General features: G+C 71.7%; 21 protein-coding genes and 1 pseudogene. 5 read left to right on the plus strand and 17 right to left on the minus strand.

The features are described 5' to 3' along the window. The first annotated feature begins 623 nt into the window (after positions 1-623). Complete coding sequence (locus OG928_RS23995; RefSeq protein WP_406287179.1) at positions 624-1,157, plus strand: DUF6461 domain-containing protein; 534 nt, start codon at positions 624-626, stop codon at positions 1,155-1,157. A gap of 543 nt (positions 1,158-1,700) precedes the next feature. Here OG928_RS23995 and glnA read toward each other — a convergent pair. Continuing rightward, positions 1,701-3,110, minus strand: coding sequence for a type I glutamate--ammonia ligase (glnA, locus tag OG928_RS24000; RefSeq protein WP_406287181.1), 1,410 nt, complete (start codon positions 3,108-3,110; stop codon positions 1,701-1,703). A 245-nt stretch (positions 3,111-3,355) separates the two neighbouring features. Between glnA and OG928_RS24005 the strand changes: the two genes are divergently transcribed. Further along, positions 3,356-3,814, plus strand: coding sequence for an RDD family protein (locus tag OG928_RS24005; protein ID WP_406287184.1), 459 nt, complete (start codon positions 3,356-3,358; stop codon positions 3,812-3,814). Positions 3,815-3,942: 128 nt separating this feature from the next. Here the strand turns inward: OG928_RS24005 and OG928_RS24010 are convergent, their stop codons facing one another. From OG928_RS24010 to OG928_RS24030, 5 genes are all read right to left on the minus strand, one after another. Further along, a complete protein-coding gene (locus OG928_RS24010) occupies positions 3,943-4,629 on the minus strand; it encodes a DUF4191 domain-containing protein (RefSeq protein ID WP_406287186.1) in 687 nt (228 codons plus the stop codon). A 292-nt stretch (positions 4,630-4,921) separates the two neighbouring features. After that, complete coding sequence (locus OG928_RS24015; protein ID WP_406287188.1) at positions 4,922-5,176, minus strand: hypothetical protein; 255 nt, start codon at positions 5,174-5,176, stop codon at positions 4,922-4,924. Between the two features lie 92 nt (positions 5,177-5,268). Continuing rightward, positions 5,269-6,240: a lipoyl synthase gene (lipA, locus tag OG928_RS24020; RefSeq protein ID WP_406287190.1), complete on the minus strand. Its 972-nt coding sequence runs from the start codon at positions 6,238-6,240 to the stop codon at positions 5,269-5,271. Between the two features lie 195 nt (positions 6,241-6,435). Continuing rightward, entirely contained in the window at positions 6,436-7,230 is a 795-nt protein-coding gene (lipB, locus tag OG928_RS24025) for a lipoyl(octanoyl) transferase LipB (RefSeq protein ID WP_406287192.1), read from the minus strand. A gap of 28 nt (positions 7,231-7,258) precedes the next feature. Further along, positions 7,259-7,912: a hypothetical protein gene (locus tag OG928_RS24030; protein WP_406287194.1), complete on the minus strand. Its 654-nt coding sequence runs from the start codon at positions 7,910-7,912 to the stop codon at positions 7,259-7,261. Positions 7,913-8,275: 363 nt separating this feature from the next. Between OG928_RS24030 and OG928_RS24035 the strand changes: the two genes are divergently transcribed. Further along, positions 8,276-9,646, plus strand: a complete 1,371-nt coding sequence (locus tag OG928_RS24035; RefSeq protein WP_406287196.1) for a tetratricopeptide repeat protein — start codon at positions 8,276-8,278, stop codon at positions 9,644-9,646. Positions 9,647-9,716: 70 nt separating this feature from the next. Here OG928_RS24035 and OG928_RS24040 read toward each other — a convergent pair whose 3' ends face one another. From OG928_RS24040 to lpdA, 4 genes are all read right to left on the minus strand, one after another. Beyond that, on the minus strand, positions 9,717-10,976 hold the full coding sequence (locus OG928_RS24040; RefSeq protein ID WP_406287198.1) for an NAD(P)/FAD-dependent oxidoreductase: 1,260 nt from the start codon (positions 10,974-10,976) through the stop codon (positions 9,717-9,719). Positions 10,977-11,152: 176 nt separating this feature from the next. Continuing rightward, positions 11,153-12,046: a TIGR01777 family oxidoreductase gene (locus OG928_RS24045; RefSeq protein ID WP_406287200.1), complete on the minus strand. Its 894-nt coding sequence runs from the start codon at positions 12,044-12,046 to the stop codon at positions 11,153-11,155. Positions 12,047-12,134: 88 nt separating this feature from the next. Continuing rightward, entirely contained in the window at positions 12,135-13,925 is a 1,791-nt protein-coding gene (gene sucB / locus OG928_RS24050) for a 2-oxoglutarate dehydrogenase, E2 component, dihydrolipoamide succinyltransferase (RefSeq protein ID WP_406287202.1), read from the minus strand. Between the two features lie 71 nt (positions 13,926-13,996). Next, positions 13,997-15,385 carry a dihydrolipoyl dehydrogenase gene (gene lpdA / locus OG928_RS24055; RefSeq protein WP_406287204.1) on the minus strand — a complete coding sequence of 463 codons (1,389 nt, stop codon included), beginning with the start codon at positions 15,383-15,385 and terminating at the stop codon, positions 13,997-13,999. Between the two features lie 263 nt (positions 15,386-15,648). Here lpdA and OG928_RS24060 point away from each other — a divergent pair, with 263 nt between their 5' ends. After that, positions 15,649-15,972, plus strand: coding sequence for a hypothetical protein (locus OG928_RS24060; RefSeq protein WP_406287207.1), 324 nt, complete (start codon positions 15,649-15,651; stop codon positions 15,970-15,972). Between the two features lie 90 nt (positions 15,973-16,062). On the opposite strand, the gene OG928_RS24065 is transcribed toward OG928_RS24060, so the two are convergent. The 4 genes and pseudogenes from OG928_RS24065 to OG928_RS24080 all read right to left on the minus strand — a co-directional run bounded on the left by OG928_RS24065 (position 16,063) and on the right by OG928_RS24080 (position 21,034). Continuing rightward, the gene (locus OG928_RS24065; protein WP_406287210.1) at positions 16,063-17,571 is read right to left on the minus strand and encodes a leucyl aminopeptidase; all 1,509 of its coding nucleotides are present in this window, start codon (positions 17,569-17,571) and stop codon (positions 16,063-16,065) included. A 162-nt stretch (positions 17,572-17,733) separates the two neighbouring features. After that, positions 17,734-18,516 carry an adenosylcobinamide-GDP ribazoletransferase gene (locus OG928_RS24070; protein WP_406287212.1) on the minus strand — a complete coding sequence of 261 codons (783 nt, stop codon included), beginning with the start codon at positions 18,514-18,516 and terminating at the stop codon, positions 17,734-17,736. Beyond that, positions 18,513-19,553 carry a nicotinate-nucleotide--dimethylbenzimidazole phosphoribosyltransferase gene (locus OG928_RS24075; RefSeq protein WP_406287214.1) on the minus strand — a complete coding sequence of 347 codons (1,041 nt, stop codon included), beginning with the start codon at positions 19,551-19,553 and terminating at the stop codon, positions 18,513-18,515. Before OG928_RS24075 ends, OG928_RS24070 begins: the two co-directional genes overlap by 4 nt. A gap of 173 nt (positions 19,554-19,726) precedes the next feature. Then, positions 19,727-21,034, minus strand: a pseudogene (locus tag OG928_RS24080) (bifunctional adenosylcobinamide kinase/adenosylcobinamide-phosphate guanylyltransferase). Positions 21,035-21,125: 91 nt separating this feature from the next. Here OG928_RS24080 and OG928_RS24085 point away from each other — a divergent pair. Continuing rightward, positions 21,126-21,332 carry a hypothetical protein gene (locus OG928_RS24085; RefSeq protein WP_406287216.1) on the plus strand — a complete coding sequence of 69 codons (207 nt, stop codon included), beginning with the start codon at positions 21,126-21,128 and terminating at the stop codon, positions 21,330-21,332. A 113-nt stretch (positions 21,333-21,445) separates the two neighbouring features. On the opposite strand, the gene OG928_RS24090 is transcribed toward OG928_RS24085, so the two are convergent. The 3 genes from OG928_RS24090 to OG928_RS24100 are packed head-to-tail and all read right to left on the minus strand — an operon-like array spanning position 21,446 to position 23,851. After that, on the minus strand, positions 21,446-22,444 hold the full coding sequence (locus OG928_RS24090; RefSeq protein WP_406287218.1) for an aldo/keto reductase family protein: 999 nt from the start codon (positions 22,442-22,444) through the stop codon (positions 21,446-21,448). A 34-nt stretch (positions 22,445-22,478) separates the two neighbouring features. Continuing rightward, entirely contained in the window at positions 22,479-23,249 is a 771-nt protein-coding gene (locus OG928_RS24095) for a class I SAM-dependent methyltransferase (protein WP_406287221.1), read from the minus strand. Then, the gene (locus tag OG928_RS24100) at positions 23,246-23,851 is read right to left on the minus strand and encodes a DUF3043 domain-containing protein (protein ID WP_406287224.1); all 606 of its coding nucleotides are present in this window, start codon (positions 23,849-23,851) and stop codon (positions 23,246-23,248) included. The genes OG928_RS24095 and OG928_RS24100 overlap by 4 nt, the downstream gene beginning before the upstream one ends. Positions 23,852-23,914: the final 63 nt, after the last annotated feature.

Consider the following 23,914-nt stretch of genomic DNA (forward strand, 5'->3'; position numbering starts at 1 on the left):
CTCAGGAGCAGGGGGCACGAACGGCGTCTCGGTGGAGATCGGCGTTCCCGGCCCCAGGGATCCACAGCCGTAGGCCACCCCGGGCTCCGCACGCTGCGGCAGGCACGAGAAATCGACGGGGCCGCTCCCGGGCGGGACGGGCGCGGCGGCCCGGGAAGCCGGCGGCGTGGTCGACGTGGCCGCGCCGACGCTCGGGGGTATATCCGATTGTGTCGTGGAGGCGGTGGAAGCGGTTGGCGACGCTGACGGAGGAGCCGATGTCGTTGCCGAGGATGTCCCTGCGGGGGTCGATGAGATCGGCGATGTGGACGCAGTCGGGCCGCCGGACGTGGATGCCGGGGGCGGCGTTGTGGGGGCCGCAGTCGTGGGTGGCGATCCCCCCACGACTAAAACTCCGCTAATGGTGACCGCCGTCAAGATTAACCGTAGAACTTTATATTGCGCCGCTGATAGCGTTGTTTTTTCGGACAAAATCCCTCGCTTGCTCGGGTTGAACGGAACGTCTCCCGCCTCCCGGCGAACCTACGGGGCGACTATCATTCGAGGAAGATCAGAAAACCGACATACCCGACTGGTTGGTTAAGTCATTCAGGCATTTTGTAGACAACTGATTAGGAGGAATTATGGATTCCGCTGACCCGGCATGGCTACGCACGGAATATCGGGAGGAGGGCAGCATTGTCTTCGCTTCCGGAGTCGATCCGGCGGAGTTGCTGCGCGCGGTGGGGGGCTTAGACATCGAACTGCGGCCACCGTCGCCCGACGACGTGCTCGACCCCCGTTGCTATCCCGGCGGGATGATCCTCAGGGCCGGTCGCGGTGGAGGCTGGTCGTACTGCTTCCACATGCTCGGTATTGATGCCGCGTCCGTTACCTCATGGGCCTCGCGGAACGGCGAAGCCGTGTCGTTCATGTGGAACGTGAACGCGCTGACGTGGATCAAGTACGCGCGTGCGGGAAGTGTCGAGGTGTCCTTCGAACCCGGCGTTCCGGGAGGTCTCTTTGCGGACACGGGCACGCCACTGGTCGAACTACTGCGTGCGCACCACGACCGGGATGAATCATTCGCGGAGCTCGTCTCACTGACGTGTCGAGAACTCCACATTGGCCTGACGCGATCCGATCTCCGCGAATCCGAATTCGCCGCGCATACCTAATGCACGCACCGGGACGTATGCCTTGCCGAGGCCGGGCTTGATGATGCCGGCGGATTGCACCGGGCACCGTGGCCAAGGCTCCGCGGCTCATGGGGCACCGGCGGGTGAGCGATTCGACGAGGCCGGTCAGGGGCGGCGCCGATCACCCGGACTGTATCTGTGAGACGAGGAAGTCATCGGCCGGGGAATTGGTGAGGCTCGACGGCGATTTCCAGTTCACTTTGATGCCTTCGCGGAAGGCGGACCATTTGTCGGCGTCTGCCGGTGGCCTCCGGCCTGTCCTCCAGCACGGCTCTGAACATCTGGAAGCCCGCGCTCGCCAAGGCCGGCGTCATCGCTCGCCGAGTACCTCGGGCACGTCGATCCCGGCTTCACTCTCCGGATCTACGCCTGCCTCGTGCCCGTCGGCGAGGAGTGCACGAAGAAGGCCGTCGACCGCGCTCTTGAAGCAGCGGTCGACGGCCTTGTCCTTCGGGGGAGTGCCCTCGTCGTGCCCTCTCGGGCTGACTGGAGGGTGGACCCGCAGGTCAGCGGTACTTCGGTTTAGATGTCGAAGTAGAGCTCGAACTCGTGCGGGTGGGGGCGCAGGCGGACCGGGTCGATTTCCTTGGTGCGCTTGTACTCGATCCAGGTGTCGATCAGGTCCTGGGTGAAGACGCCGCCCTCGAGGAGGTACTCGTGGTCGGCTTCGAGCGCGTCGAGGACCTCGGCGAGGGTGCCCGGGACCTGGGGGACGGCCTGGTGCTCATCGGGGGCCAGCTCGTACAGGTCCTTGTCGACCGGCTCCAGCGGCTCGATCTTGTTCTTGATGCCGTCGAGGCCGGCCATCAGCTGGGCGGCGAAGGCCAGGTACGGGTTGGCCGACGGGTCCGGGACGCGGAACTCGACGCGCTTGGCCTTCGGGTTGCTGCCCGTGATCGGGATGCGGATGCACGCCGAGCGGTTGCGCTGCGAGTAGACCAGGTTGACCGGCGCCTCGAAGCCCGGGACCAGGCGGTGGTACGAGTTCACCGTCGGGTTCGTGAAGGCGAGCAGCGACGGGGCGTGCTTGAGCAGGCCGCCGATGAAGTAGCGGGCGGTGTCGGAGAGGCCCGCGTAGCCCTGCTCGTCGTAGAACAGCGGCGAGCCGTCGGTCCACAGCGACATGTGGCAGTGCATGCCCGAGCCGTTGTCGCCGAAGATCGGCTTCGGCATGAAGGTCGCGGTCTTGCCGTTGCGCCACGCGACGTTCTTGACGATGTACTTGAACAGCATCAGGTCGTCGGCCGCGGCCAGCAGCGTGTTGAACTTGTAGTTGATCTCGGCCTGACCGGCGGTGCCCACCTCGTGGTGCTGGCGCTCGATCTCGAGGCCGGCGGCTTCCAGCTCCAGGGAGATCTCCGCGCGCAGGTCGGCGAAGTGGTCGACCGGCGGGGTCGGGAAGTAGCCGCCCTTGTAGCGGACCTTGTAGCCGCGGTTGTTCTCCTCCGCACCGGTGTTCCAGGCGCCCGCCTCGGAATCGATGTGGTAGAAGGACTCGTTCGCGCCGGTCGCGAAGCGCACGCTGTCGAACACGTAGAACTCGGCCTCGGGGCCGAAGTACGCCGTGTCGGCGATGCCGGTGCCGGCGAGGTAGCGCTCGGCCTTCTTCGCGACGTTGCGCGGGTCGCGGCTGTACTCCTCATCCGTCAGCGGGTCGTGGATGAAGAAGTTGATGTTGAGCGTCTTGTCCTTGCGGAACGGGTCGAGCCGCGCCGTGGACAGGTCGGGGCGAAGCGCCATGTCCGACTCGTGGATCGCCTGGAAACCACGGATCGAAGATCCGTCGAACGCCAGGGTCTCGTCCGGGTTGAACGTCTTCGCCGGGACCGTGAAGTGCTGCATCACGCCAGGCAGGTCGCAAAAACGAACGTCGACGAACTTGACGTCGTTGTCGGCGATGTACCGCGACACCTCTTCGGCGTTGTTGAACATCAATCCTCCTCGACCCGGCGCCAGGCGCGGGCAATTGCGTTCGCGGGGAGCGACCTCCTCCCCGGTGGCCACTAGGCCTCGAAGGTAGGCGGGAGCGGTTTCCCGTCGGTGTCCCTCGTGTTTCCGGGATGTTACGCACGCACCCGTACGGGCCGGCCCGACTTGCGTCGATCCGTGTGCATGCTCCACCCTGCCACGCGCACCCCGGGGCGGGTGAATCGGCCCGGCTCGTCTACTTTGGAGAGGTGGACGACAAGACGACCGCATCGCGGACCCAGGCCCCCGGGGCGGCGGGCGAAGAATTCGGCTACCGCGGCAAGCGTCTCGGGCTCCCCGAAGACGGACCCAACTCGATGGCGTCGACCCAGCGCAGGCTCGTCGCGCTCGTGATCGACTGGGGCATCTGCTACCTGATCGCACTGTCCTTCATGGGCGGCGGCGACATCAACGCGGCGGGGACGAGCTGGGGCACGCTCGTCCTGTTCGCGGCGGAGAACCTGCTCCTGGTGAGCACGATCGGCTGGACCTTCGGCAAGCGGATCATGGGCATCCGGGTGGTCTCGGTCACCCGGGCCACGCTCTCGCCGCTCGCGGTCGTGGTGCGCACTCTCCTGCTCTGCCTGGTGATTCCGCCGGCGATCTACGACCGGGACGGGCGCGGCTTCCACGACAAGTCGGTCGGCACCGCGGTTGTGCGTGCGTAGTTCGTAACACGAGCGCGGGCGGACGGGCTCGGCCCGGGACGCGACACGGCGTGAAAAGAGCGGCGGCGATCCTCGAAGGATCGCCGCCGCTCTCGTGTCGACGGGGGATGGGTGCTGCGCGGGGTGCGTCAGCCGCGCGGGCCGCGCGGCATGCGCGCGCCCTTGGGCATCGGACCCTTCGGTACCGGCATGTTCTTCATCAGGTCGCCGACCGCGCGGAGCCGGTCGTTGACGACCGCCACCTCGGGCTTGGCCATGGTCGGGCTCAGCTTCATGATGTGGCGCTGCAGCTTCCGCAGCGGGACCTGGCCCTCGTCGTTGCCGACGATGACCGTGTGCACCACGGTGTTGGCCGCGAGCCGGGACATGCGCTTCTTCTCATCGGCCAGCAGTCGCGTCACGCGACCGGGCTGGCCCTCGCCCACCAGGATGATGCCGGGGCGGCCTACGGCGCGGTGGACGACATCCTGCTGGCGGGTGATGGCCACGGTGGGGGTCACGACCCAGCCACGCTTGAGTGACTGCATGACCGCCAACGCGGCGCCGGGCTGGCCTTCCATCTGGCCGAGCACCGACTTCTCGGCCCGTCGTCCGAAGATGAAGGCCGCCGCGAGCAGACCCACGAGGGCACCGAAGATGCCCAGGTAGATCGGGTGTCCCCACCAGAAGCCGATGGCCAGGAGCACTGCGAATACGCCCAGGCCCCAGGCCGCCACAATCAAGCCGACCCAGGGATCGGCCTTCTTCGTCTGCTGGTAGGCGAGCCGGATCTGCTTCAGCCGGCCGCTCTTCTCGGATGGTTCCTTGCTCGCCATGTGAAAAGGATACTGGCGTGCTTGTGCCGTTGGGCGCGGGAGGTGGGTCCGGTTTCTGGGGGTGTGCCTGCGGTGGGGTTGGCGGGGCGTGGATGCCCTCAAGTGCCGGCTGGGCTGGTTGGGATCAAGCGCGGGCCGGGCTTGGTGGGTGGCCTCAAGCGCCGGCCGGGCTGGACGGATGGCCTCAAACGCCGGCCGGGCTGGAAGGTGGCCTCAAGCGCCGGCCGGGCTTGGATGTGGTCTCAAGCGCCGGCCGGGCTTGGTTGGGTCGGCTCGCGTGTCGGGTGGGGTTCTAGTGGGAGCCGGTGCCCGGGGTCGGGTTGAGGCGGGCGAGGATGTCGGAGGCCTCCGCGCGGGCGCGGGCGCGGTTGCGGTCGGCGCAGACGGCGGCCCACGCGTTGCGGCGCGCGGTGCGCTGGCCGCCCTCGAACATCAGTACGGTTTCGACGGCCCGGAAGACCCGCCCGACGGTCGCCTTGCGTGCGGCGGCCCCACGGTCGAACGCGCCCCGCAGCACCGAGGTGTTGTCCTGCTGCGTGTCTTGCATGACGTCATCCCCCTACGTGTCCTGGGTGCGAAGAATGGACCGCACTGCGATACACCCTTGCAACAGTGTGTTACCAAACGATGACGCCAGGGTCAAACGGAGGTGAAGGTCTGCACACCTTCGCCCGAAGAGTTACGCCTTTCGCGCACTTCGAGTGCCTGGCGGTAGAGCCGACCCGCGCGGTACGACGAGCGGACCAGGGGGCCGGAGAGCACGCCCGCGAAGCCGATCTCCTCGGCCTCCTCGTTCAGCTCGACGAACTCCTCCGGGCGCACCCAGCGCTCGACGGGATGGTGCCGGACGCTCGGCCGCAGGTATTGCGTGATCGTCAGGAGCTCGCAGCCCGCGTCGTGCAGGTCCTGCATCGCCTGGCTGATCTCGGCGCGCTCCTCACCCATGCCCAGGATCAGGTTGGACTTGGTGACCAGGCCGTCGGCGCGAGCCTGCGATATGACGTCCAGCGAGCGCTCGTACCGGAAGCCCGGTCGGATGCGCTTGAAGATGCGCGGCACCGTCTCGATGTTGTGCGCGAGCACCTCGGGACGGGAGGAGAACACCTCGGCGAGCTGGTCGGGCTGCGCCGTGAAGTCCGGAATCAGCAGCTCCACCCCGGTACCCGGGTTCAGTTCCTTGATCTGGCGCACGGTCTCCGCGTACAGCCACGCGCCGCCGTCCGGCAGGTCGTCGCGCGCGACACCGGTGACGGTCGCGTACTTGAGGCCCATCGCCTGGACCGACTCCGCGACGCGGCGCGGCTCGTCACGGTCGAGCTCGGCCGGCTTGCCGGTGTCGATCTGGCAGAAGTCGCACCGCCGCGTGCACTGGTCGCCGCCGATGAGGAAGGTCGCCTCGCGGTCTTCCCAGCACTCGTAGATGTTCGGACAGCCGGCCTCCTCGCACACCGTGTGCAGCCCCTCGCGCTTCACGAGTTGCTTGAGCTCGGTGTATTCGGGGCCCATCTTCGCCCGGGTCTTGATCCACGAAGGCTTGCGTTCGATGGGAGTCTCGGCGTTGCGGACTTCCAGGCGAAGCAGCTTGCGGCCGTCGGGTGCGACAGCGGACACGCGCGACTCCCTCTTCTCGGGGCAGACTGCGGTTCGGGACAGACTGCGGTTGGCCCGACAGGATGGGACGGGCCTTGGTGGGGCGGTCCGTCCAGGGTACGCCCAGTAAATCCGGGGTTTGGACGGCCCGTCAGGTGGCAACCGGCGCGGACCCGGGTGGATTCCCCGGGAGCCGGCTCCGCCGCGAGGCGTGCGTCACGCGTGGACGCCCGCGAACACGGCCGCCAAGTGTCGCTCGGCCAACGGCAGGACCTCGGCGACGGTGACCTCGCGGCCCAGCTCCTGGCTCAGCGAGGTGACGCCGGCGTCCTTGATGCCACACGGCACGATGCGGTCGTAACCCGTCATGTCGGGGTCGCAGTTGATCGCGAAGCCGTGCATGGTCACCTTGCGGGAGACCCGGACGCCGATCGCCGCGAGCTTGCGGTCGTCGCCGCGCTGGCCCGCGTTGGACGGCGCGTACTCGGGACCGGCCAGGCGCGGGTCGAACTCGGGGTGCAGGCGCGGGTCGGGGACGGCGGTGAGGCGGCTGTCCAGGCGCAGGTCCAGGCCGCCGGCCGGGGCGGGCGGCTGCCGGACCGCGTCGCCCAGCACCCAGACGCCGCTGCGGCCCTCCACGCGCGTGGTCTCCAGGCCGAGTTCGGCGCAGACCCGGATCAGCGCCTCCTCCATCCGGCGCACGTGCGCGACCACGTCCACCGGCTCGGGCAGCCGCACGATCGGGTAGCCGACGAGCTGGCCGGGGCCGTGCCAGGTGATCTTGCCGCCGCGGTCGACGTCGACCACGGGGGTGCCGTCCATCGGGCGCTCGGAGGGGTCGGTGCGGCGGCCGGCCGTGTACACCGCGGGGTGTTCGAGGAGCAGACACGTGTCGGGGGACTCGCCGCTCGCGACCAGTTCGTGGACGCGCCGCTGCTCCTCCCATGCGGCCTCGTACGGGACGGCCGCGTCGCCGATGCCTGAGTGCACGAATCGCAAGAAGCTGGTCACGCCCACCAGCGTACGACGGCCCGTCGGGTCACCTGTCGTTGGTGTGGAGGCCGCGCACGCTGCACGTGACACCGGTGAAGGTGCAACCCATCGACTCGACCCGGCCGTACAGGCCGAAGCTGATCACGGTGCTCGCCCCCGGGGCCAGTGGGCCGGTGCCCTGCGCGGTCGCGACGTCGCGGTCGGTGGAGGTGCGCATGTTGGCGCCGACGAGCATCGTGAAGCCGCTCTGCTTGCCCGTGGCGGTGAGCGTGAGGTTCCACGCGGGGAGCGGCCGCGACGTGCGGTTCGTGATGACCACCGTGCCGTCGGCGCCCCACCCCAGGTCCCGCACGCTCGCGTCGACGGAGATGTCCTTCGCGCCGGCCGTGGCGGGCGGCGCCGTGGTGGGCGCGGTGGTGGTGCGGGTCGCCGTGGCGGAGGGGGTGCGGGTCGCGGACCTGGTGGCGGTCGGCTTCGCCGTCGTGGGCGCGGGCGGGCTCGGCGCGGCGCTCGTCCGGGCAGGCGGCGCGACCGCCGGGACCGGCACGTCCAAGCCCTGGGCGGCGGTGCGGCCGCGGGCGGGTTCCCCGTCCGAGCCGGAGAACAGCACGACGCCGCTGGTCAGCAGCAGGCACGCGATCGCGATCGCGGCCAGCGGGATGACGATCCCGCGAGCGGTGTCGTCGGGATGCCGCCTCACACCCGTGCCTCTCTCGGTGCGCGGCCGCCGATGGTCGGCCCCCGCTGATTCGGCTCACCCCAACGGGTGAACTGCCTCGCGCATGTTCCACCACGGCCCTGTGTACCGCAAGCGGCACGAGTGGGCGCCGGGGCTGGTGACGGCACGGTGGATCCTTCCCATGGGTTCGGCAAGTTCTGCCGAAACCGACCGAAGCGGACCACCGCCGGACCACATTCGCCACACCGTGGACGGGCCACGCGCCGTAACTCGAAAGGGTCATTGTTGCGAGCGTTCGGGTTGTAGCGCTCCAGAAATCGCTAGATTCTCGCGCGATCACCCACCCACACCGAACCACCGCACCAGCGGGAGGCGTTCATCTCCATGGCAGCCAGGGTCGAGCGGCGCCCCAACCACCGGCTGGCCGCGCTTGTCGAGGAAGCCGGCTTCTCGCATGCCGGTCTGGCCCGACGCGTTGACCAGCTCGGTGCGGAACAGGGCATCGATCTCCGGTACGACAAGACCTCCGTGGCGCGCTGGCTGCGTGGTCAACATCCGCGCGGGATCGTGCCGATACTGCTTGCCGAGGTCTTCACCCAGCGACTCGGCCGCAAACTCAGCGCCGAGGATCTGGGCATGGCCGGGTGTCGCCCGGACTATGCCGGCCTCGAATACGCGTCGGGACCACCCGAGGCGGTCGAGATCGTCACCGGCATGTGGCAGGCCGACTCGGCGCAGCGATCCGCCCTCGTGGAGGCCGCGTTCACGCCCGGGGCGCTCGTGGTGCCCAGCCGCGACTGGCTGATCGGGGCCGGCGACGAGCGGCCGACCCGGCAGGACGGCGACCGGGTCGGGCTCGGCGACGTGGCCGCGGTGCGCGCGGTCGGCGAGGCGTTTCGGCGGTTGGACAACTCGTTCGGCGGCGGGCACGGCAGACAGGCGCTGGTGCGCTACCTCGACACCGAGGTCACCGCGATACTCCGCGGGACCTACGACTCGCGCACCGGCAGCGCGCTGTTCGGTGCGGCGGCCACGCTCACCCGCCTGGTCGGGTGGATGGCGTACGACGTGGGCGTGCACGGGATGGCGCAGCGCTACTTCGTGCAGGCGCTGCGGCTCGCGCAGGCGTCGGGGGACCGGGCGCTCGGCGGGTTCGTGCTGTCGACGATGAGCCGGCAGGCGGTCTACCTCGGGCACGGCCGCGAGGCGGTACAGCTGGCGCGGGTCGCGCAGCAGGGCGCGTCCCTGGTGGCCACGCCGCGGGTGCGGGCGCTGTTCCACGCGGTCGAGGCGCGCGGGCACGGGCTGCTCGGCGACGCGCGGGCGTGCGGGGCGGCGCTGTTGCGGGCAGAACAGGCGCTGGAGTGCGTGTCGCCGGGGGACGACGAGCCCGAGTGGGTGGCGTTCATGAACGAGGCGCAGCTGACGGACGATCACGCGCACTGCTACCGGGACCTGGAGGACTACGACAAGGCGCGCGAGTACGCCGAGCGGTCGTTGCGGCTGCGCGGCAGCGAGTACACCCGCAGCCGGCTGTTCTGCCAGACGATCCTGGCCACCGCGTTGTTGGAGCTCGGCGACGTCGAGCAGGCGTGCCGGGTCGAGGCGGAGGCGACCGAGCAGGCGGAGGGTCTGCGGTCGTCGCGGGCGGTGGACTACGTGCGTGAGTTCACGCACCGGTTGGCGCCGTATCGGGACGTGCCGGCGGTCCGGGAGTTCGAGGCGCGGTCGGGGTGCTTCGTGCGTACGGCTTGAGCGCCGGGCTGCGGTCGCGTCTGGGTGGGCGGGTCCGGTCGCGGCCCCGGTCCCTTCGGCCCCGGGGTCGCTACCCCGTCAGGACGCCCAGGTCGGCCAGGGCCGACCTGGCCGCTCTGCGGCCGGAGGCCAGGGCGCCCTGGATGGAGCTGGAGTCGCGGTGGTCGCCGCAGACGTACAGGCCGCCGATCAGCCGGACCGGGCGACGGAAGTTGTGGCCGGGCTCGACGACCGGTACGGCGGACGGGATGTGACATGTGCTCAGGTGCGCCCACGATGTCGTGGGCGTGTCGTACACGACCGCGAGCCGTTCGCGGACCCGCAGTTCGAGCTTGGCCGGCTCCGAGCCGTCGTGCCCGAGCACCGTGGTGGCGACCAGCGCGCGGCGGTCCGGCGAGTAGGTCGGTGCGACCTGGCTCACCACCGCCGTGTGCGCGAACGGGCTGCGCCGGTCCGCCTCCACGACCAGCGACGCGTCGGCCCGGGGCACCCCGCGGGCGACGTGGTAGAGCGTGGTCACCGCGTGGAACCCGGGCTGTCGCAGCCCCGGCAGCAGGGCCACCGCCGTGGTCGGATCGGTCGCCACGATCACCGCCCGCGCGTGGATCTCGCCCGCGACGTCGGTGAGCACCCGGTCGGCCGAGATCGACAGCACCCGTACGCCGTACCGCACGACGCCGGCCGGCAGCCCCGCCGCGAGTTGCTCCGGCACCGCCGCCATGCCGCGCGCCGGCAGCCCCACCCGGCCGCGCAGGAACGAGCGCAGCATCAGCTCGGCGAACCGGCTCGACGAGCGCAGCGCGGGGTCGTGCAGCAGGGCGGCGAGCAGCGGGCGAAGGGTGCGCCGGGCGAGCTCGGGCGGCAGTGACCGCATCGACGGCGCGTCGGCGGTCGCGACCTCGGGCCCGCTCAGCACGCGCTCCACCGGCGCGGACGCGGTCCGCGCCAGCAATGCGGCGAGCCGCGCGCGATCCCCGCCGTTGCCGTTGCCGGTCCGCAGCCCGCCCAGTGCGTCGCGCACGCGCCGCACGTCGCCGATCCGCTGCGTTCGGCCGTCCTCGTACAGCAGCACGCCCGGCAGGAACGAGCGCAGCCCCAGGGCCGCGACGTCGAGTTGGCGACCCACCTGGGGCCACGACGTGGTCAGCGACTGGAAGCCGCGGTCGACCCGGAAGCCGTCCACGAGGTCCGTACGCACCCGCCCGCCGGGTCGGTGCGCCGCCTCCAGGACCGTCACGGACACCCCCGCCGCGGCGATGGTCCGTGCCGCGCTCAGGCCGGCCAGACCGGCCCCCACCACGATCACCTCGGTACGGCGCACGTCGACCACGGTCGTCCTCCCGTCCCCCTACCGCGCACGGCCCGAGGCGGCGCACGGAGTCGCCTTCATCGCCTTCATCGCCTTCAGGTCATACCCAGCGAAGGATGGGGGATAGCGCTCCGAAGTCGCCCGATGCGGATCCGGTGATCAACTGCGGGAACCGGCGCCGCGTGCCGGACGGGGGACTATCCCGCCAGCGCCGCCGCGATCGCGTCCTCCACGGTCGGGTGCTCGAACGTGAAACCCGCGTCGAGCAGCACCTTCGGCAGGACCCGCTGACCGGTGAGGATCTCGCCGGCGAAGTCGCCGAGCACCGCGCGCAACGCGAACGGCGGTACCGCGAACACCGTCGGCCGGTGCAGTGCCCGGCCCATCGCCTTGGTCGCCTCGGCGTTGGTGACCGGGTGCGGCGCGGTCAGGTTGACCGGGCCCGCGATGTGCTCGTGGTCCAACAGGTAGCGGATCGCGGCGATCTCGTCGGCGAGCGAGATGAAGCTCCAGTATTGCCGGCCCGAGCCGAGCCGGCCGCCCAGGCCCGCCTTGAACAGTGGGAACATCCGCCCCCACGCGCCGCCGCGCCTGGAGACCACCAGCCCTGTCCGCAGGTGCGCGACCCGGATCCCGGCCTCCCGGGCGGGCGCGGTGGCGGCCTCCCACTCGGTGCACAGGTCGACCAGGAAGCCGCTGCCGGGCGACGACGTCTCGTCCACCGAGCGGTCGCCCGTGTCGCCGTAGAAACCCATCGCCGAGCCGGACAGGAGCACGCGCGGGACGGGCCGCAGGTCGGCGAGCGCGCGGGAGATCGCCGCCGTGCCCAGGACCCGGCTGTCCCGCAGCTCGCGCTTGTACGCGGCCGTCCAGCGCCGGTCCCCGATGCCCGCGCCGGCCAGGTGCACCGCGGCGTCCACCGCCCCGAGCGACGCGGTGTCCACCGTGCCCGCGTGCGGGTCCCAGCGCACCTCGTCGGGCCCGGTGGGGGTCCGGCGGACCAGCCGGACCACCTTGTGGCCGTCGGCGGCCAGCGAGCGGACGAGAGCGGAACCCACGAGGCCGGTCGAACCGGTGATGGCGATGCGCATGCGCACATCCTTGCCCACCCGACCGCGGACGTGCCGAAGGCGGCCCGGGCGAGCGCCCGAACCGCCTTCGGTATCTGCCGTGTGCCCCTTACAGGCCGAGGTCGCCCTCGAAGGCGCCTTCCTCGAGACGGGTCTTCACCGTCTGCAGGAAGCGGGCCGCGTCCGCGCCGTCCACCAGGCGGTGGTCGTAGGACAGGGCCAGGTACACCATCGAACGAACCGCGATGACCTCGCCGAGCGTCGGGTCGTTGACGACGACCGGGCGCTTGACGACCGCGCCCGTGCCGAGCATCGCGACCTGCGGCTGCGGGAAGATCGGCGTGTCGAACAGCGCGCCGCGCGAACCCGTGTTGGTCAGCGTGAACGTACCGCCGGCCAGCTCGTCCGGGCTGACCTTGTTGGTGCGCGTGCGCTCCGCCAGGTCCGAGATCTTGCGCGACAGGCCCGCGATGTTCAGGTCACCCGCGTTGTGGATGACCGGGACCATCAGGCCGCGGTCGGTGTCCACCGCGATCACCAGGTGCTCGGCGTCGTGGTAGGTCACCGTGCCGGCGGTCAGATCCATCGACGCGTTCAGGACCGGGTGGACCTTGAGCGCCTCGACGGCCGCCTTCGCGAAGAACGGCATGAACGACAGCTTGACGCCCTCGCGCGCCACGAAGTCCTTCTTGGCGCGGTCGCGCAGGCGGGCGATGTTGGTGACGTCCACCTCCACGACCGTGGTCAGCTGGGCCGAGGTCTGCAGCGACTCGACCATGCGCTTGGCGATCACCGTGCGCATGCGCGAGAGCTTCTCGGTCCGACCACGCAGCGGCGAGGGCTCGATCGCCGTCGGGGCGGCCTTCGCCGGAGCGGACGCGGCGGCGGCCGGAGCCGACGCCGCGGCCTGGGCGGCGGCCTGCTGCTTGCGGGCCGTCTCGAGGACGTCCTGCTTGCGGATCCGGCCGCCGATGCCGGTGCCGGCGATCGAGGCGAGGTCCACGTTGTGCTCGGCCGCGAGCTTGCGGACGAGCGGCGTGACGTAGGCACCGTCGGCCTCGGCCGGCGGCGTAGGCTGCGCCGCGACCGGAGCGGGCTGCTGCGCGACCGGGGCCGGAGCCGGGACCGGCGCGGGCGCCGGAGCGGGCGCCGGTGCCGGGGCGGCCGGCGCGGCCTGCTGCGGAGCGGGGGCCGGAGCCGCCTGCTTCGGCGCCTCCTGCACCGGGGCCGGAGCCGCCGGAGCGGGCGCCGCCGCCGGAGCCGAACCGGGCGCGCCGATGATGGCCAGCTCGGCGCCGACCTCCACCGTCTCGTCCTCGGCGACCGTGATCTTCAGCAGCACGCCACCGATCGGCGCCGGGATCTCGGTGTCGACCTTGTCGGTCGAGACCTCCAGGAGCGGCTCGTCGGCCTCGACCGTGTCACCCTCCTGCTTGAGCCAGCGGGTGATCGTGCCCTCCTGCACGCTCTCGCCGAGCGCGGGCAGCAGCACCGGGGTGCCCTGCACGTCGCCGGCGGGGGCGGCCGGAGCGGCGGGTGCCGCGGCCGGAGCGGCCGGGGCGGCGGGAGCCGCGGCGGGCTCCTGCGCGACGGGCGCGGCGGGGGCGACGGGCGCCGCGGGCGCCTCCTGCGCCGGGGCGGCGGCCGGAGCCGCGGCACCGGTGCCGTCGTCGATCACGCCGAGCTCGGCGCCGACGTCGACCGTCTCGTCCTCTTGGGCCTTGATGGACACCAGGATGCCGGCGGCGGGGGAGGGGATCTCGGTGTCGACCTTGTCGGTCGAGACCTCGAGCAGCGGCTCGTCCAGCTCGACTCGCTCACCCTCCTGCTTGAGCCAGCGGGTGATCGTGCCCTCCTGCACGCTCTCGCCGAGCGCGGGCAGTGTTACGGAGACCGGCATGGGTCAATGACTCCTTCTCAACGCTTCAAGGCGTGTGGCTTCGATGACGGGGCGCGATTGGGTGCCGTACGTCAGTCGTGGACGTGCAGCGGCTTGCCCGCCAACGCGAGGTGGGCCTCTCCGAGCGCCTCGGACTGCGTCGGGTGCGGGTGGATGAGCTGGGCGACCTCGGCCGGCAGGGCCTCCCAGTTGTAGATCAGCTGGGCTTCCGCGGTCAGTTCGCCCATCCGGGCACCGACCATGTGGATGCCGACGACCGGACCGTCCTTGACCGAGACGACCTTGACCTGGCCGGTGGTCTTGAGGATCTGGCTCTTGCCGTTGCCGCCGAGGCTGTAGCTGATCGACGCGAGCTTGTCCGAGCCGTAGCGCTCGACCGCCTGCGCCTCGGTGAGGCCGACCGAGGCCACCTCCGGGTCGCAGTAGGTCACGCGGGGGACACCCGCGTAGTCGATCGGGACCGGGTTCAGGCCCGCGATCCTCTCGGCGACCAGGATGCCCTCGGCGAAACCGACGTGGGCGAGCTGAAGGGTGGGGATGAGGTCGCCCACGGCGGAGACCGTCGGCACGTTGGTGGCGCAGTACTCGTCGACCAGGACGTAGCCGCGGTCCATCTCGACGCCGGCCTCCTCGTAGCCCAGCCCCGCCGAGACCGGGCCGCGACCGACGGCGACGAGCAGCAGCTCGGCCTCGATCTGCTTGCCGTTCTCCAGCGAGACCCGGACGCCCCCGTCGGTGTACTCGACACCGCTGAAGCGCGAGCCGAGCTCGAACTTGATGCCGCGCCGGCGGAACGCCCGCTCGAGCAGCTTGCTGCTCGCCTCGTCCTCGAGCGCGACCAGGTGCGGCAGTGCCTCGACGATGGTCACGTCCACGCCGAAGGACTTCCAGGCGCTCGCGAACTCGACGCCGATCACGCCGCCGCCCAGGACCACCGCGGACTGCGGGACCCGGTCGAGCACGAGGGCGTGGTCGCTGTTGATCACGCGGTTGCCGTCGATCTCCAGGCCCGGGAGCGACTTCGGCACGGAGCCGGTCGCGAGCACCACGTGTCGACCCTCGTAGCGCTGCCCGTTCACCTCGACCGCGGTCGGCGACACGAGCTTGCCGGCGCCTTCGACGACGGTGATGTTGCGGCTCTTGATCAGGCCGGTCAGGCCCTTGAACAGGCGCGAGACGACGCCGTCCTTGTATGCGTGCACGGCGGAGATGTCGATGCCGTCGAACGTCGACTTGACGCCGAACTGCTCGCTCTCACGGGTCTGGTCCGCGACCTCACCGGCGTGCAACAGCGCCTTGGTCGGGATGCAGCCGTTGTGCAGACACGTGCCGCCGAGCTTGCCCTTTTCGATGAGGACGACCCGCATACCGAGTTCGGCCGCGCGGAGGGCGCACGCATAGCCGCCGCTCCCGCCTCCGAGAATGACTACATCGAAAACGGCTCCGGCGTCGTTCGCCACGTCACGTCCTCCTGTGATTGCGATGCTCACCCGCGCGGGACGCGGCGGGTAGCACCCCCTTCTTGTGGAAGGTCTCAAGTGCCGGTACAACATCCTCCCACTTGTCGAGAGCGACCGAGCACTCCGCCCCGGTGTTGGCTGTCCCACAGGGAAGGCGACGAAGGGGCGGATCGGGGGCACACCGTGTCGTTGCGGCTCGTTGTGCCCAACACGATCCCGACTTCCGCGCGTACGACATGCAGGTACGACAGGAAGGAATTCCCGTGGGGCTGTTCCGACGCAGACGCGGATCCGGCGCGGAGGCGCCAGACCGCAGGCAGGCCGCCGCGGCGGCCGCCCACCTGAGCGAGTTCGCGCAGAGCCGCAAGGGCGTCGAGGCGTACATCGAGCCGGTCACGACGCTGAGCGGGACCACCGTGGTGTTCGTCGCCGACACGGGGGAGTGGACCAGGCGCCGGGTCGCCGACCCGGCGGCGGCGCGGGCGCTGGCCCGCAAACTCGGCATCCCCGTGTACGAGGCGGCGCTGATGGGCTACCCCAAGCGGATGCGCGAGTGGACCCGACGCCAGGCCGGCGAGGGTTCCTGACCGATCCGCCGGGCCGGCCGGGGCGCCTGCGTGCCCCGGCCGATCCGGTCGGGTCCGGTCCGGTCTCGACCGGACGGATCCGACGCCGGGTCAGATCCGGTTGTCCGCGACGTCCTGCGCGACCTGGAGCAGCGAGCGGACGGCGACGCCCGTGCCGCCCTTCGCCTTGTAGCCGCTGACCTCGCCCTCGTTGAAGGCCGGGCCCGCGATGTCCAGGTGCGCCCAACTGACGCCCTCGGCCACGAACTCCTGGAGGAACAGACCCGCCACGAGGCCGCCGCCCATGCGCGAGTTGCCCATGTTCTTGATGTCCGCGATCGGCGAGTCCATCGACTTGCGCATGTCGGCCGGTAGTGGCATCGGCCACGACGGCTCGCCCGCCCGCGTCGCGGCGTCGTACACGGCGTCGCGGAAGTCGTCGTCGTTGGACATGATTCCGTACATGTCGTTGCCCAGGGCGACCATCATCGCGCCGGTCAGCGTCGCGACGTCGATCAGCATCTGCGGCGACTCCTCGCACGCGCGCGTGATCGCGTCGGCGAGCACGAGCCGGCCCTCGGCGTCGGTGTTGAGCACCTCGACCGTGCGGCCGCCGTACATCCGCAGCACGTCGCCGGGGCGGGTGGCGGTGCCGGACGGCATGTTCTCGGCGAGCGCGAGCCAGCCGGTCACGTTGACCGCGAGGCCCAGGCGGGCCACGGCCGCGACCGCGCCCAGGACGGCCGCCGCGCCGCCCATGTCCATCTTCATCGTCTCGTTGGAGCCGGCCGGCTTGAGCGAGATGCCACCCGAGTCGTAGGTGATGCCCTTGCCGACGAGCGCGATCGTGCGCTTGGCCTTGGGGTGCGTGTAACCCAGGCGGACCAGGCGCGGCTTGGCGGCCGAGCCCTGGCCGACACCGAGGATGCCGCCGAAGCCCTGCTTGGCGAGCATCTTGTCGTCGAGCACCTCGACCTTGAAGCCGGCGTTCTTGCCGGTGTCCACCGCGACCGCGGCGAAGTCCTTCGGGTTCAGGTCGTTCGGCGGGGTGTTGACCAGGTCACGGGCCTGGTTGACGCTCTGCGCGGTGATCGCGGCGCGCTCGACGGCGGCCTTGGCGGCCTTGTCGCGGCCCTTGATGCCGAGCAGCACGACTTCCTTGACCGCCTCCTTGCGACCCTCGCGCGACTTCTCGCGGTAGGTCTCGAAGGAGTACGCGCCGAGCAGCACGCCCTCGCCGAACGCGCCGACCGCCTCCGCGCCGGTCAGCGGCATGGCGACGCCGGCCTTCTTGACCCCCGCGAGGGCGCGTGCGGCGTTGCCGCCGGCGCGGCGCAGCGCGTCGGCGGTGAAGCCGTCGGCGGGCTGTTCGCCCAGGCCCACGACCAGGACGAGCGGGGCCTTGGCCGCGCCGAAGGTCGGGACGCGGTGCAGTTCGCCCTCGGCGCCGGTGGCCCCGAGCGCGGACAGGGTGTCGGTGAGCCGGCCGTCGAAGGCCGCGGCGACGCTCTCGCCGCCGGCGGCGACGACGGCGCCGTCCTCGCCCTTGGTGGCGCCGATCACCAGAACGTCGGCGCGCAGGGAAAGAGCCGCGGTGGAGCCGATACTCAGTGTGGTCACGGGTGTCCTGTCTCTCAAGATCGCTGGGTGTCCCTCACGTCCCTCGGGACGAGGAGGGGCACCGACGACGGCATCCGTGCTCGGAACGCCGTCGCCGTGCGGTGACGAGCCGTATGGAAGATACGTTCGCGTCCAGCATTTCACGGCCCCGCGGGAAACGTCTCAGCCAGTGGACAGGACCACGAGGGTCACGCATCCCGTGGTCTCCACCACGGCGCCCAGCACGTCGCCGGTGATCCCGCCGAATCGGCGGGTCGTATGCCGCAACAGCAGTGCGCCCGCGCCGAGTCCGGCGGCGACCGCGCCGAGCGCGCGCAGTCCCTCCGCCGGGCCCTGGACGAGCGCGTACAGCCCCGCGCCGGCGACCAGGACGAGCGACCACGCGGCGAGCACGCCGCGGCCGACCGTGCCCGCGACCATCGCGCCGAGCCCGTCCGGACGCGCGGAGGGCACGCCCGGGCCGCACGCGATCGCGAGCGCGGCCCGCCCGGTCACGGTCGCCACGACCAGCGCGGCGACGGCGGGGGCCGAGCCCGCGTGCTGGAGACGGACCAGTGCGCCGGTCTCCACCAACACCAGGAAGACCAGGGCCAGTACGCCGAACGGGCCGATGTCGGACGCCTTCATGATCCGCAGCGCGTCCGGCGCGGGCTTGGCCGAACCGAGGCCGTCGGCGGTGTCGGCGAGGCCGTCCAGGTGCAGGCCGCGGGTGAGCAGCGCGAGCGCGCCGACCGCGAGCACGGCGGCGGTGAACGCACCGGTGCCGGCCCACCCGGCGAGTGCGAGCAAGCCCGCCGCGAGGCCGCCCAGGACCAGGCCGACCAGCGGCGCGCACGCCATCGCCCGGCCGGCCACCGGGCGGTCGACCCGGTCGACCCGGACCGGGATCACCGACAGGATGCCGAAGGCCAGGCGCAGCCCGGCCGAGGTGGTGCCCGAACTCACGGGGTGGGGTTCACCCGCGCCACGAGGTCCACCGCCGCGCGCAGCACCGGCAGCGCGAGCAGCGCGCCGACCGCCTCGCCGGCGCGGACCTTGTAGTCCAGGACCGGTTCGAGCGCGAGCCGGTCCAACGCCTTGACGTGCCCGGGCTCGGGCGTCACGTGCCCGGCCAGCCACCAGTCGGGGGAGCGGTACGAGATCCGCTGTGCGACCAGCGCCGCCGCGGCGGTGGCCACGTCGTCGATCAGCACCGGCGTGCGGCGGATCGAGCACTGCAGCAGGAACCCGGTCATCGCGGCGAAGTCGGCCCCGCCGGAGACGCCGAGCAGGCGCATCGGGTCGCCGAGCACCGGCCGCGCGCGGCGCAGCGCGTCCCGGATGGTGGCGCACTTGCGGATCCACGTCGCGTCGTCGATGCCCGAGCCGCGACCGATCACGGCCGCCGCGTCCATGCCGGTCAGCGCGCCGATCAGGACCGCGGCCGGAGTGGTCGCGGCGGCGCCCAGCGAACCGAGGAGGAGGATGTCGGCGCCCGCGTCGATCTCGGCGTCGGCGACGTCCATCCCGACCCGGAACGCCCGCTCGGCCTCGCCGGGGGCGAGCGCGTCGGCGGTGTCGATCGGGGCGCTCGCGCGGCCGATCCGGTCGCGCGAGACGTGTTCGGGGAAGGCGTCGGGCTCGGCGTCGACGGCGACGTCGACGACCCGTACGCGCGCCCCGACGGCGGCCGCGAAGGTGGCCGAGGGTGAGGCGCCGTCGAGGGTGGCCCGCACCTCGCGCGCGGTCCAGCCGGGTCGGCGCACCGACACGTCGTGGGCGGCGACGCCGTGGTCGGCGGCGAACAGGACGACGCGCGCGGTGCCGATCGGGGCGGTGGTCTTGCCGCCCTGGACCGAGGCGAACCAGATCGCGAGGTCCTCCAGTCGGCCGTAGGCCCCGGGGGCGCCGGCGAGGGCGACGAGGTGGTCGCGGACGCGGGCGCGGGCGTCGTCGTCCGGTCGCTCGACGTGGGCGGCCAGGGAATCGAGGTCGATGGTCACGGTGGCCAGGGTAGTTGTGCGGTTCGCGCCGTCGCGACGGGCCGGGGAGTGTCCGGGGCCTGCCCGGGGGATCCCGGGCCCGGCTTCGCCCGGATCCCCCGGGCGGGGCCGGGCCCGACGGATCGGGCCGCGGCGCCGGGCGTCGCCGACCCGGCGGGCGCGGCGGACACCGCCTACGAGGCCGCGTGTCGGGCGCGTCGCGGGAGGCCGCGCAGGGTGAGGACCTGGCCGGCGACCACGAGCAGGACCTCGTCGGATTCGCCGGCGATGGTGGCGTTCAGCCGGCCCAGTTCGTCCCGGAAGCGGCGGCGGCGGGGGTCGGCGGGACCACGCCGCTGCCGACCTCGTTGCTCACGCCCACGACCGGGACCCGGCAGGCGCGCCAGGCGGCCGCCAGGGCCGCCACGTCGGCGCGTACGGCCTCGCGCGCCCCCGCCGCCCACTCCTGGTCGTCCCACGCGCCGCTGGCGTCCATGACGGCCGTCAGCCACAGCGACAGGCAGTCCACCAGGAGTGGCCGCCGCGCCTCGGTGAGCAGCCGGGTCAGGTCCACCGTCTCGGCGGTCGACCAGGTGTCCGGCCGCCGCTCGCGGTGCAGCGCGACGCGTTCGGCCCACTCCGCGTCGCCCTCGCGGGTGCCGCCGGTCGCCACGTAGAGCACCTCCGGGCAGGCCGCGAGCCGGCGTTCGGCCTCGGCCGACTTGCCCGAGCGGGCGCCGCCGAGCACGAGCGTGCGGTGCGGCCGGGGGCCGCGGGCGCGGCGTCGCCGCCGACCCGTACGACGCCGCCGTCCGGTACGGCGCGCGCGCCCCACGCGGCCAGCCGACGGTGCAGTTCCTCGCCCGGCGGCGACTCGTGCGACAGGTGTATCGCGAGCACGTCGGTATCCGCGGTCACCGCGCCGTCGCGGCGCAGCGTGGCCAGTCGCTCGGGCCAGGACACCACGTCCAGGAGGACCACGTCGTAGTGCCCGCCCTCGCGCGTCCAGGCCCGGGTCGCCTCCGCCTCCGGCGGCAGCGCCGAGGGCGGCGCGTACAGCAGACGGGTGCCGTCCGCGCCGGTCACCTCGTACGCGACCCGTTCCGGCGTACCGCCCGGCAGCACCCGGATCCGGTGCCCGTCCAGGTCGAGGACGTCGCCGGCCGCGACCTGCCGCCACCGCGGCCGCCGCCGGCGCCGGCAGCCAGGCCGGCGGCGCGGACGGCGCGGCGACCTCGTCGAGCCCGCGGCGGCAGCCACGCCAGCGACGCGGACTCGGCGGGCCCGCTCAGCAGCAGCCGCCGCACCCCCGTCAGCGGGCGTCCCGCCCGCGCCGCCGCGTGTGCGGGCTCCGGCCCGCAGTCCAGCAGCAGCGTGCCGTCGAGCAACACGGACGCGGGTCCGCGTACGACCGGACCGGTGCACCCCAGACAGGACGCGCAGGTGCAGAACGGCTGGGGCCAGCCCTTGGGACCGGCCGTGCCGAGCAGCGTCAGCTCCATGGGTGTCGTCGTGCTCCTGGCTATGTGGTGGGTGGGCTTGATCTACTGTGCACGTCTTTGACGGTCCGAGATCCGAGGTGAGGAGCCCGACATGTCGTGGGTGTGGCGGTATGAGGACGCGGACGGGGCCCCGGTCGACGGACCGCAGGCAGAGGACTTCACGAACCAGTCGGACGCCGAGAGCTGGCTCGGCGAGATCTGGAAGGACCTGCTGGCGGCCGGCATCGAGCAGGTGAGTCTGCTCGAGGACGACACAGCCGTGTACGAACACATGAGTCTGCGCGCCGCCGAGGGCTGAGGTCCTCCGCGCCGGAACCGATTCGGAACGTGCCCGATCGGAAACGTGCCCGATCGGAGACGTGAAGGGGGCGCGGCCGAGGCCGCGCCCCTCTTGATCATCTCAAGACCGTGTCACGGCCGCGTCGTCGGGCTCACGGTGAGCGCGGGGTCACGGCTGACGACCGGGTCGAGGATCACGTCGATCTTGGTCAGCAGTCCCTCGTCCAGCCGCACGCCGGCGGCCTTGACGTTCTCGTGGACCTGCTCCGGACGCGACGCGCCGATGATGGCCGCGGAGACGTTCGGGTTCTGCAGCACCCAGGCCACCGCGAGCTGGGCGAGCGAGAGCCCGGCCTCGTCGGCCAGCGGGCGCAGCTGCTGTACCCGGGTGAGCAAGTCGTCGGTGAGCATCCGGGACACGAAGTTCTGGCCGCCCTTGTCGTCGGTGGCGCGCGACCCGGCCGGGGGCGGCTGCCCCGGCAGGTACTTGCCGGTGAGCACGCCCTGCGCTATCGGCGACCACACGATCTGCCCGAGCCCGAGCTCCTCCGAGGTCGGCACGACCTCGGCCTCGATCACCCGCCACAGCATCGAGTACTGCGGCTGGTTCGAGATCAGCGGGACCCGCAGCTCGCGCGCGAGCTCCGCGCCGGCCCGGATCTGCTCGGCGTTCCACTCGGAGACGCCGATGTACAGCGCCTTGCCGGCCCGGACCACGTCCGCGAACGCCAGCATGGTCTCTTCCAGCGGCGTCTCGTGGTCGAACCGGTGGGCCTGGTACAGGTCCACGTAGTCGGTGCCGAGCCGGGACAGCGAGCCGTCGATCGACTCCAGGATGTGCTTGCGCGACAGACCCCGGTCGTTGTGACCGGGGCCGGTGGGCCAGTAGACCTTGGTGAAGATCTCCAGGCCCTCGCGGCGCTCACCCTTCAGCGCCCGTCCCAGGACCGACTCCGCGCGCGTCTCCGCGTACACGTCGGCGGTGTCGAACGTGGTGATCCCGCAGTCAAGCGCGGCCCGTACACACTCGAGCGCCGCGTCCTCTTCCACCTGGGAACCGTGGGTGAGCCAGTTGCCGTAGGCGATCTCGCTGATGACGAGGCCACTGCGGCCGAGGTGTCGGAAGTCCATGCGAACACCCTATGTCGGGCACTCGCGACCCGATCTAGCGCACCGTCTTGCGGCCCACCAGATGCAGTATCGGTGCGATGTCGCGGTACGGGGCGCGTCGGGACGCGTCCTCCTCGCAGGCCAGCAGGTTCTGCCAGGCCTTCTGCCCGCGGGGCGGCTCGGCGTCGTCCGGCTGCAGGCCGCTGAAGACGCCCACGCCGTACCACTCCAGGACCGGCGCGCCGAGATCCGCGAGCACCGTGGACAGCCCCTCGACCGTGTCCGCGCGCAACGTGCCGCCGGCCGGGTTGGGGTACGTGGTCGCCGACAGTCCCTTGAGCGTCGCGGTCCACTGGGCCGCGGCGCCCGCGCGCATCGCGAGCGATCCCGCGTTGCGCGAGGTGACCGAGATCAGGCCGCCCTGCGTCATCATCCGGGCGAGCGCCGCGAGCATGCCGTCGGGCTCGGGCTGAGCCTCCAGCACGTCGTGGCATATGGCCAGGTCGAAGCTGCCCGGCGGGAAGTGCCGACCGGCCTCGGCGCCGTCGCCCTCGACCAGGCGCATCCGGCCCTGGACGTCGGCCGCCTCCTGGGCCAGGTCGTCGTGCAGCGTGGTGAGCACCTCGGTGTCGGTGTTCACCGACGTGACGATGTGGCCCGCGCGAGCGAGCAGTATGCCGGGGGAGGCCGGCCCGCAGCCGACGTCGAGCACCCGCAGCGGACCCCGGTCGCGCAGGCGCGTCATGTGTTCGGCCAGCTGGCGGGCCACCAGCTCGCGCCGGACCAGCGTGTGCAGGTCGCCGGTCAGCCCGGTGATCGTGGTCATGCGACCTTCTCGCCACGCTTGACCTGGGGCTTGGGCAGCCGCAGGCGACGGAGTTGCAGGCAGCGCATCAGCGCGTAGGGCGTGATGCCCTTGAGGCTCTCCTTCGGGAACTTCGCCCGCAGCGCCTTCTTCAGACCCATGTTGACCCGAATGGAGTCGAGGATGATCAGCAGGATCACCGCGATCCACAGGAACAACGAGAAGTTCTTCAGCGCGAGGCTGGGCAGGATGCTCAGGATCAGGATGAGCACGGCGGAGGGCAGGAAGAACTCGCCGACCGTGTAGCGCGCGTCGACGTAGTCCCGGGCGAACCGGCGCAGGGGGCCCCGGTCACGCGCCGGGAGCGCCCGCTCGTCACCGGTCAGCAGCGCCTGGCGCTGCGTCTCGCGCTCCTCGCGCATGCGCATCCTGGCCTGCTTGCGAGCCTGCTTGGGGTCCTTGGAAACGGACACCTTGGTCTTGCGGTTGGCCTGGGCATCGCTGCGCTTGGGCGTCGGACGGCCCTTGGGGGCCTGGGGGTCACGGACGGCCTGCGAACCCTGGGCACGCTCCAGGGACTGCTCGGCGGTCTCGGGCTCTGCCTGCGAACGTCGTCGGAACACACTCAAAGCCTACGTGTTCGACGTGCGGGACATTTCAAGGCTCCCCGGATTCGTCCGCGGCAC

This window comes from Embleya sp. NBC_00896 (assembly GCF_045207785.1).
Classification (GTDB): Bacteria; Actinomycetota; Actinomycetes; order Streptomycetales; family Streptomycetaceae; genus Embleya.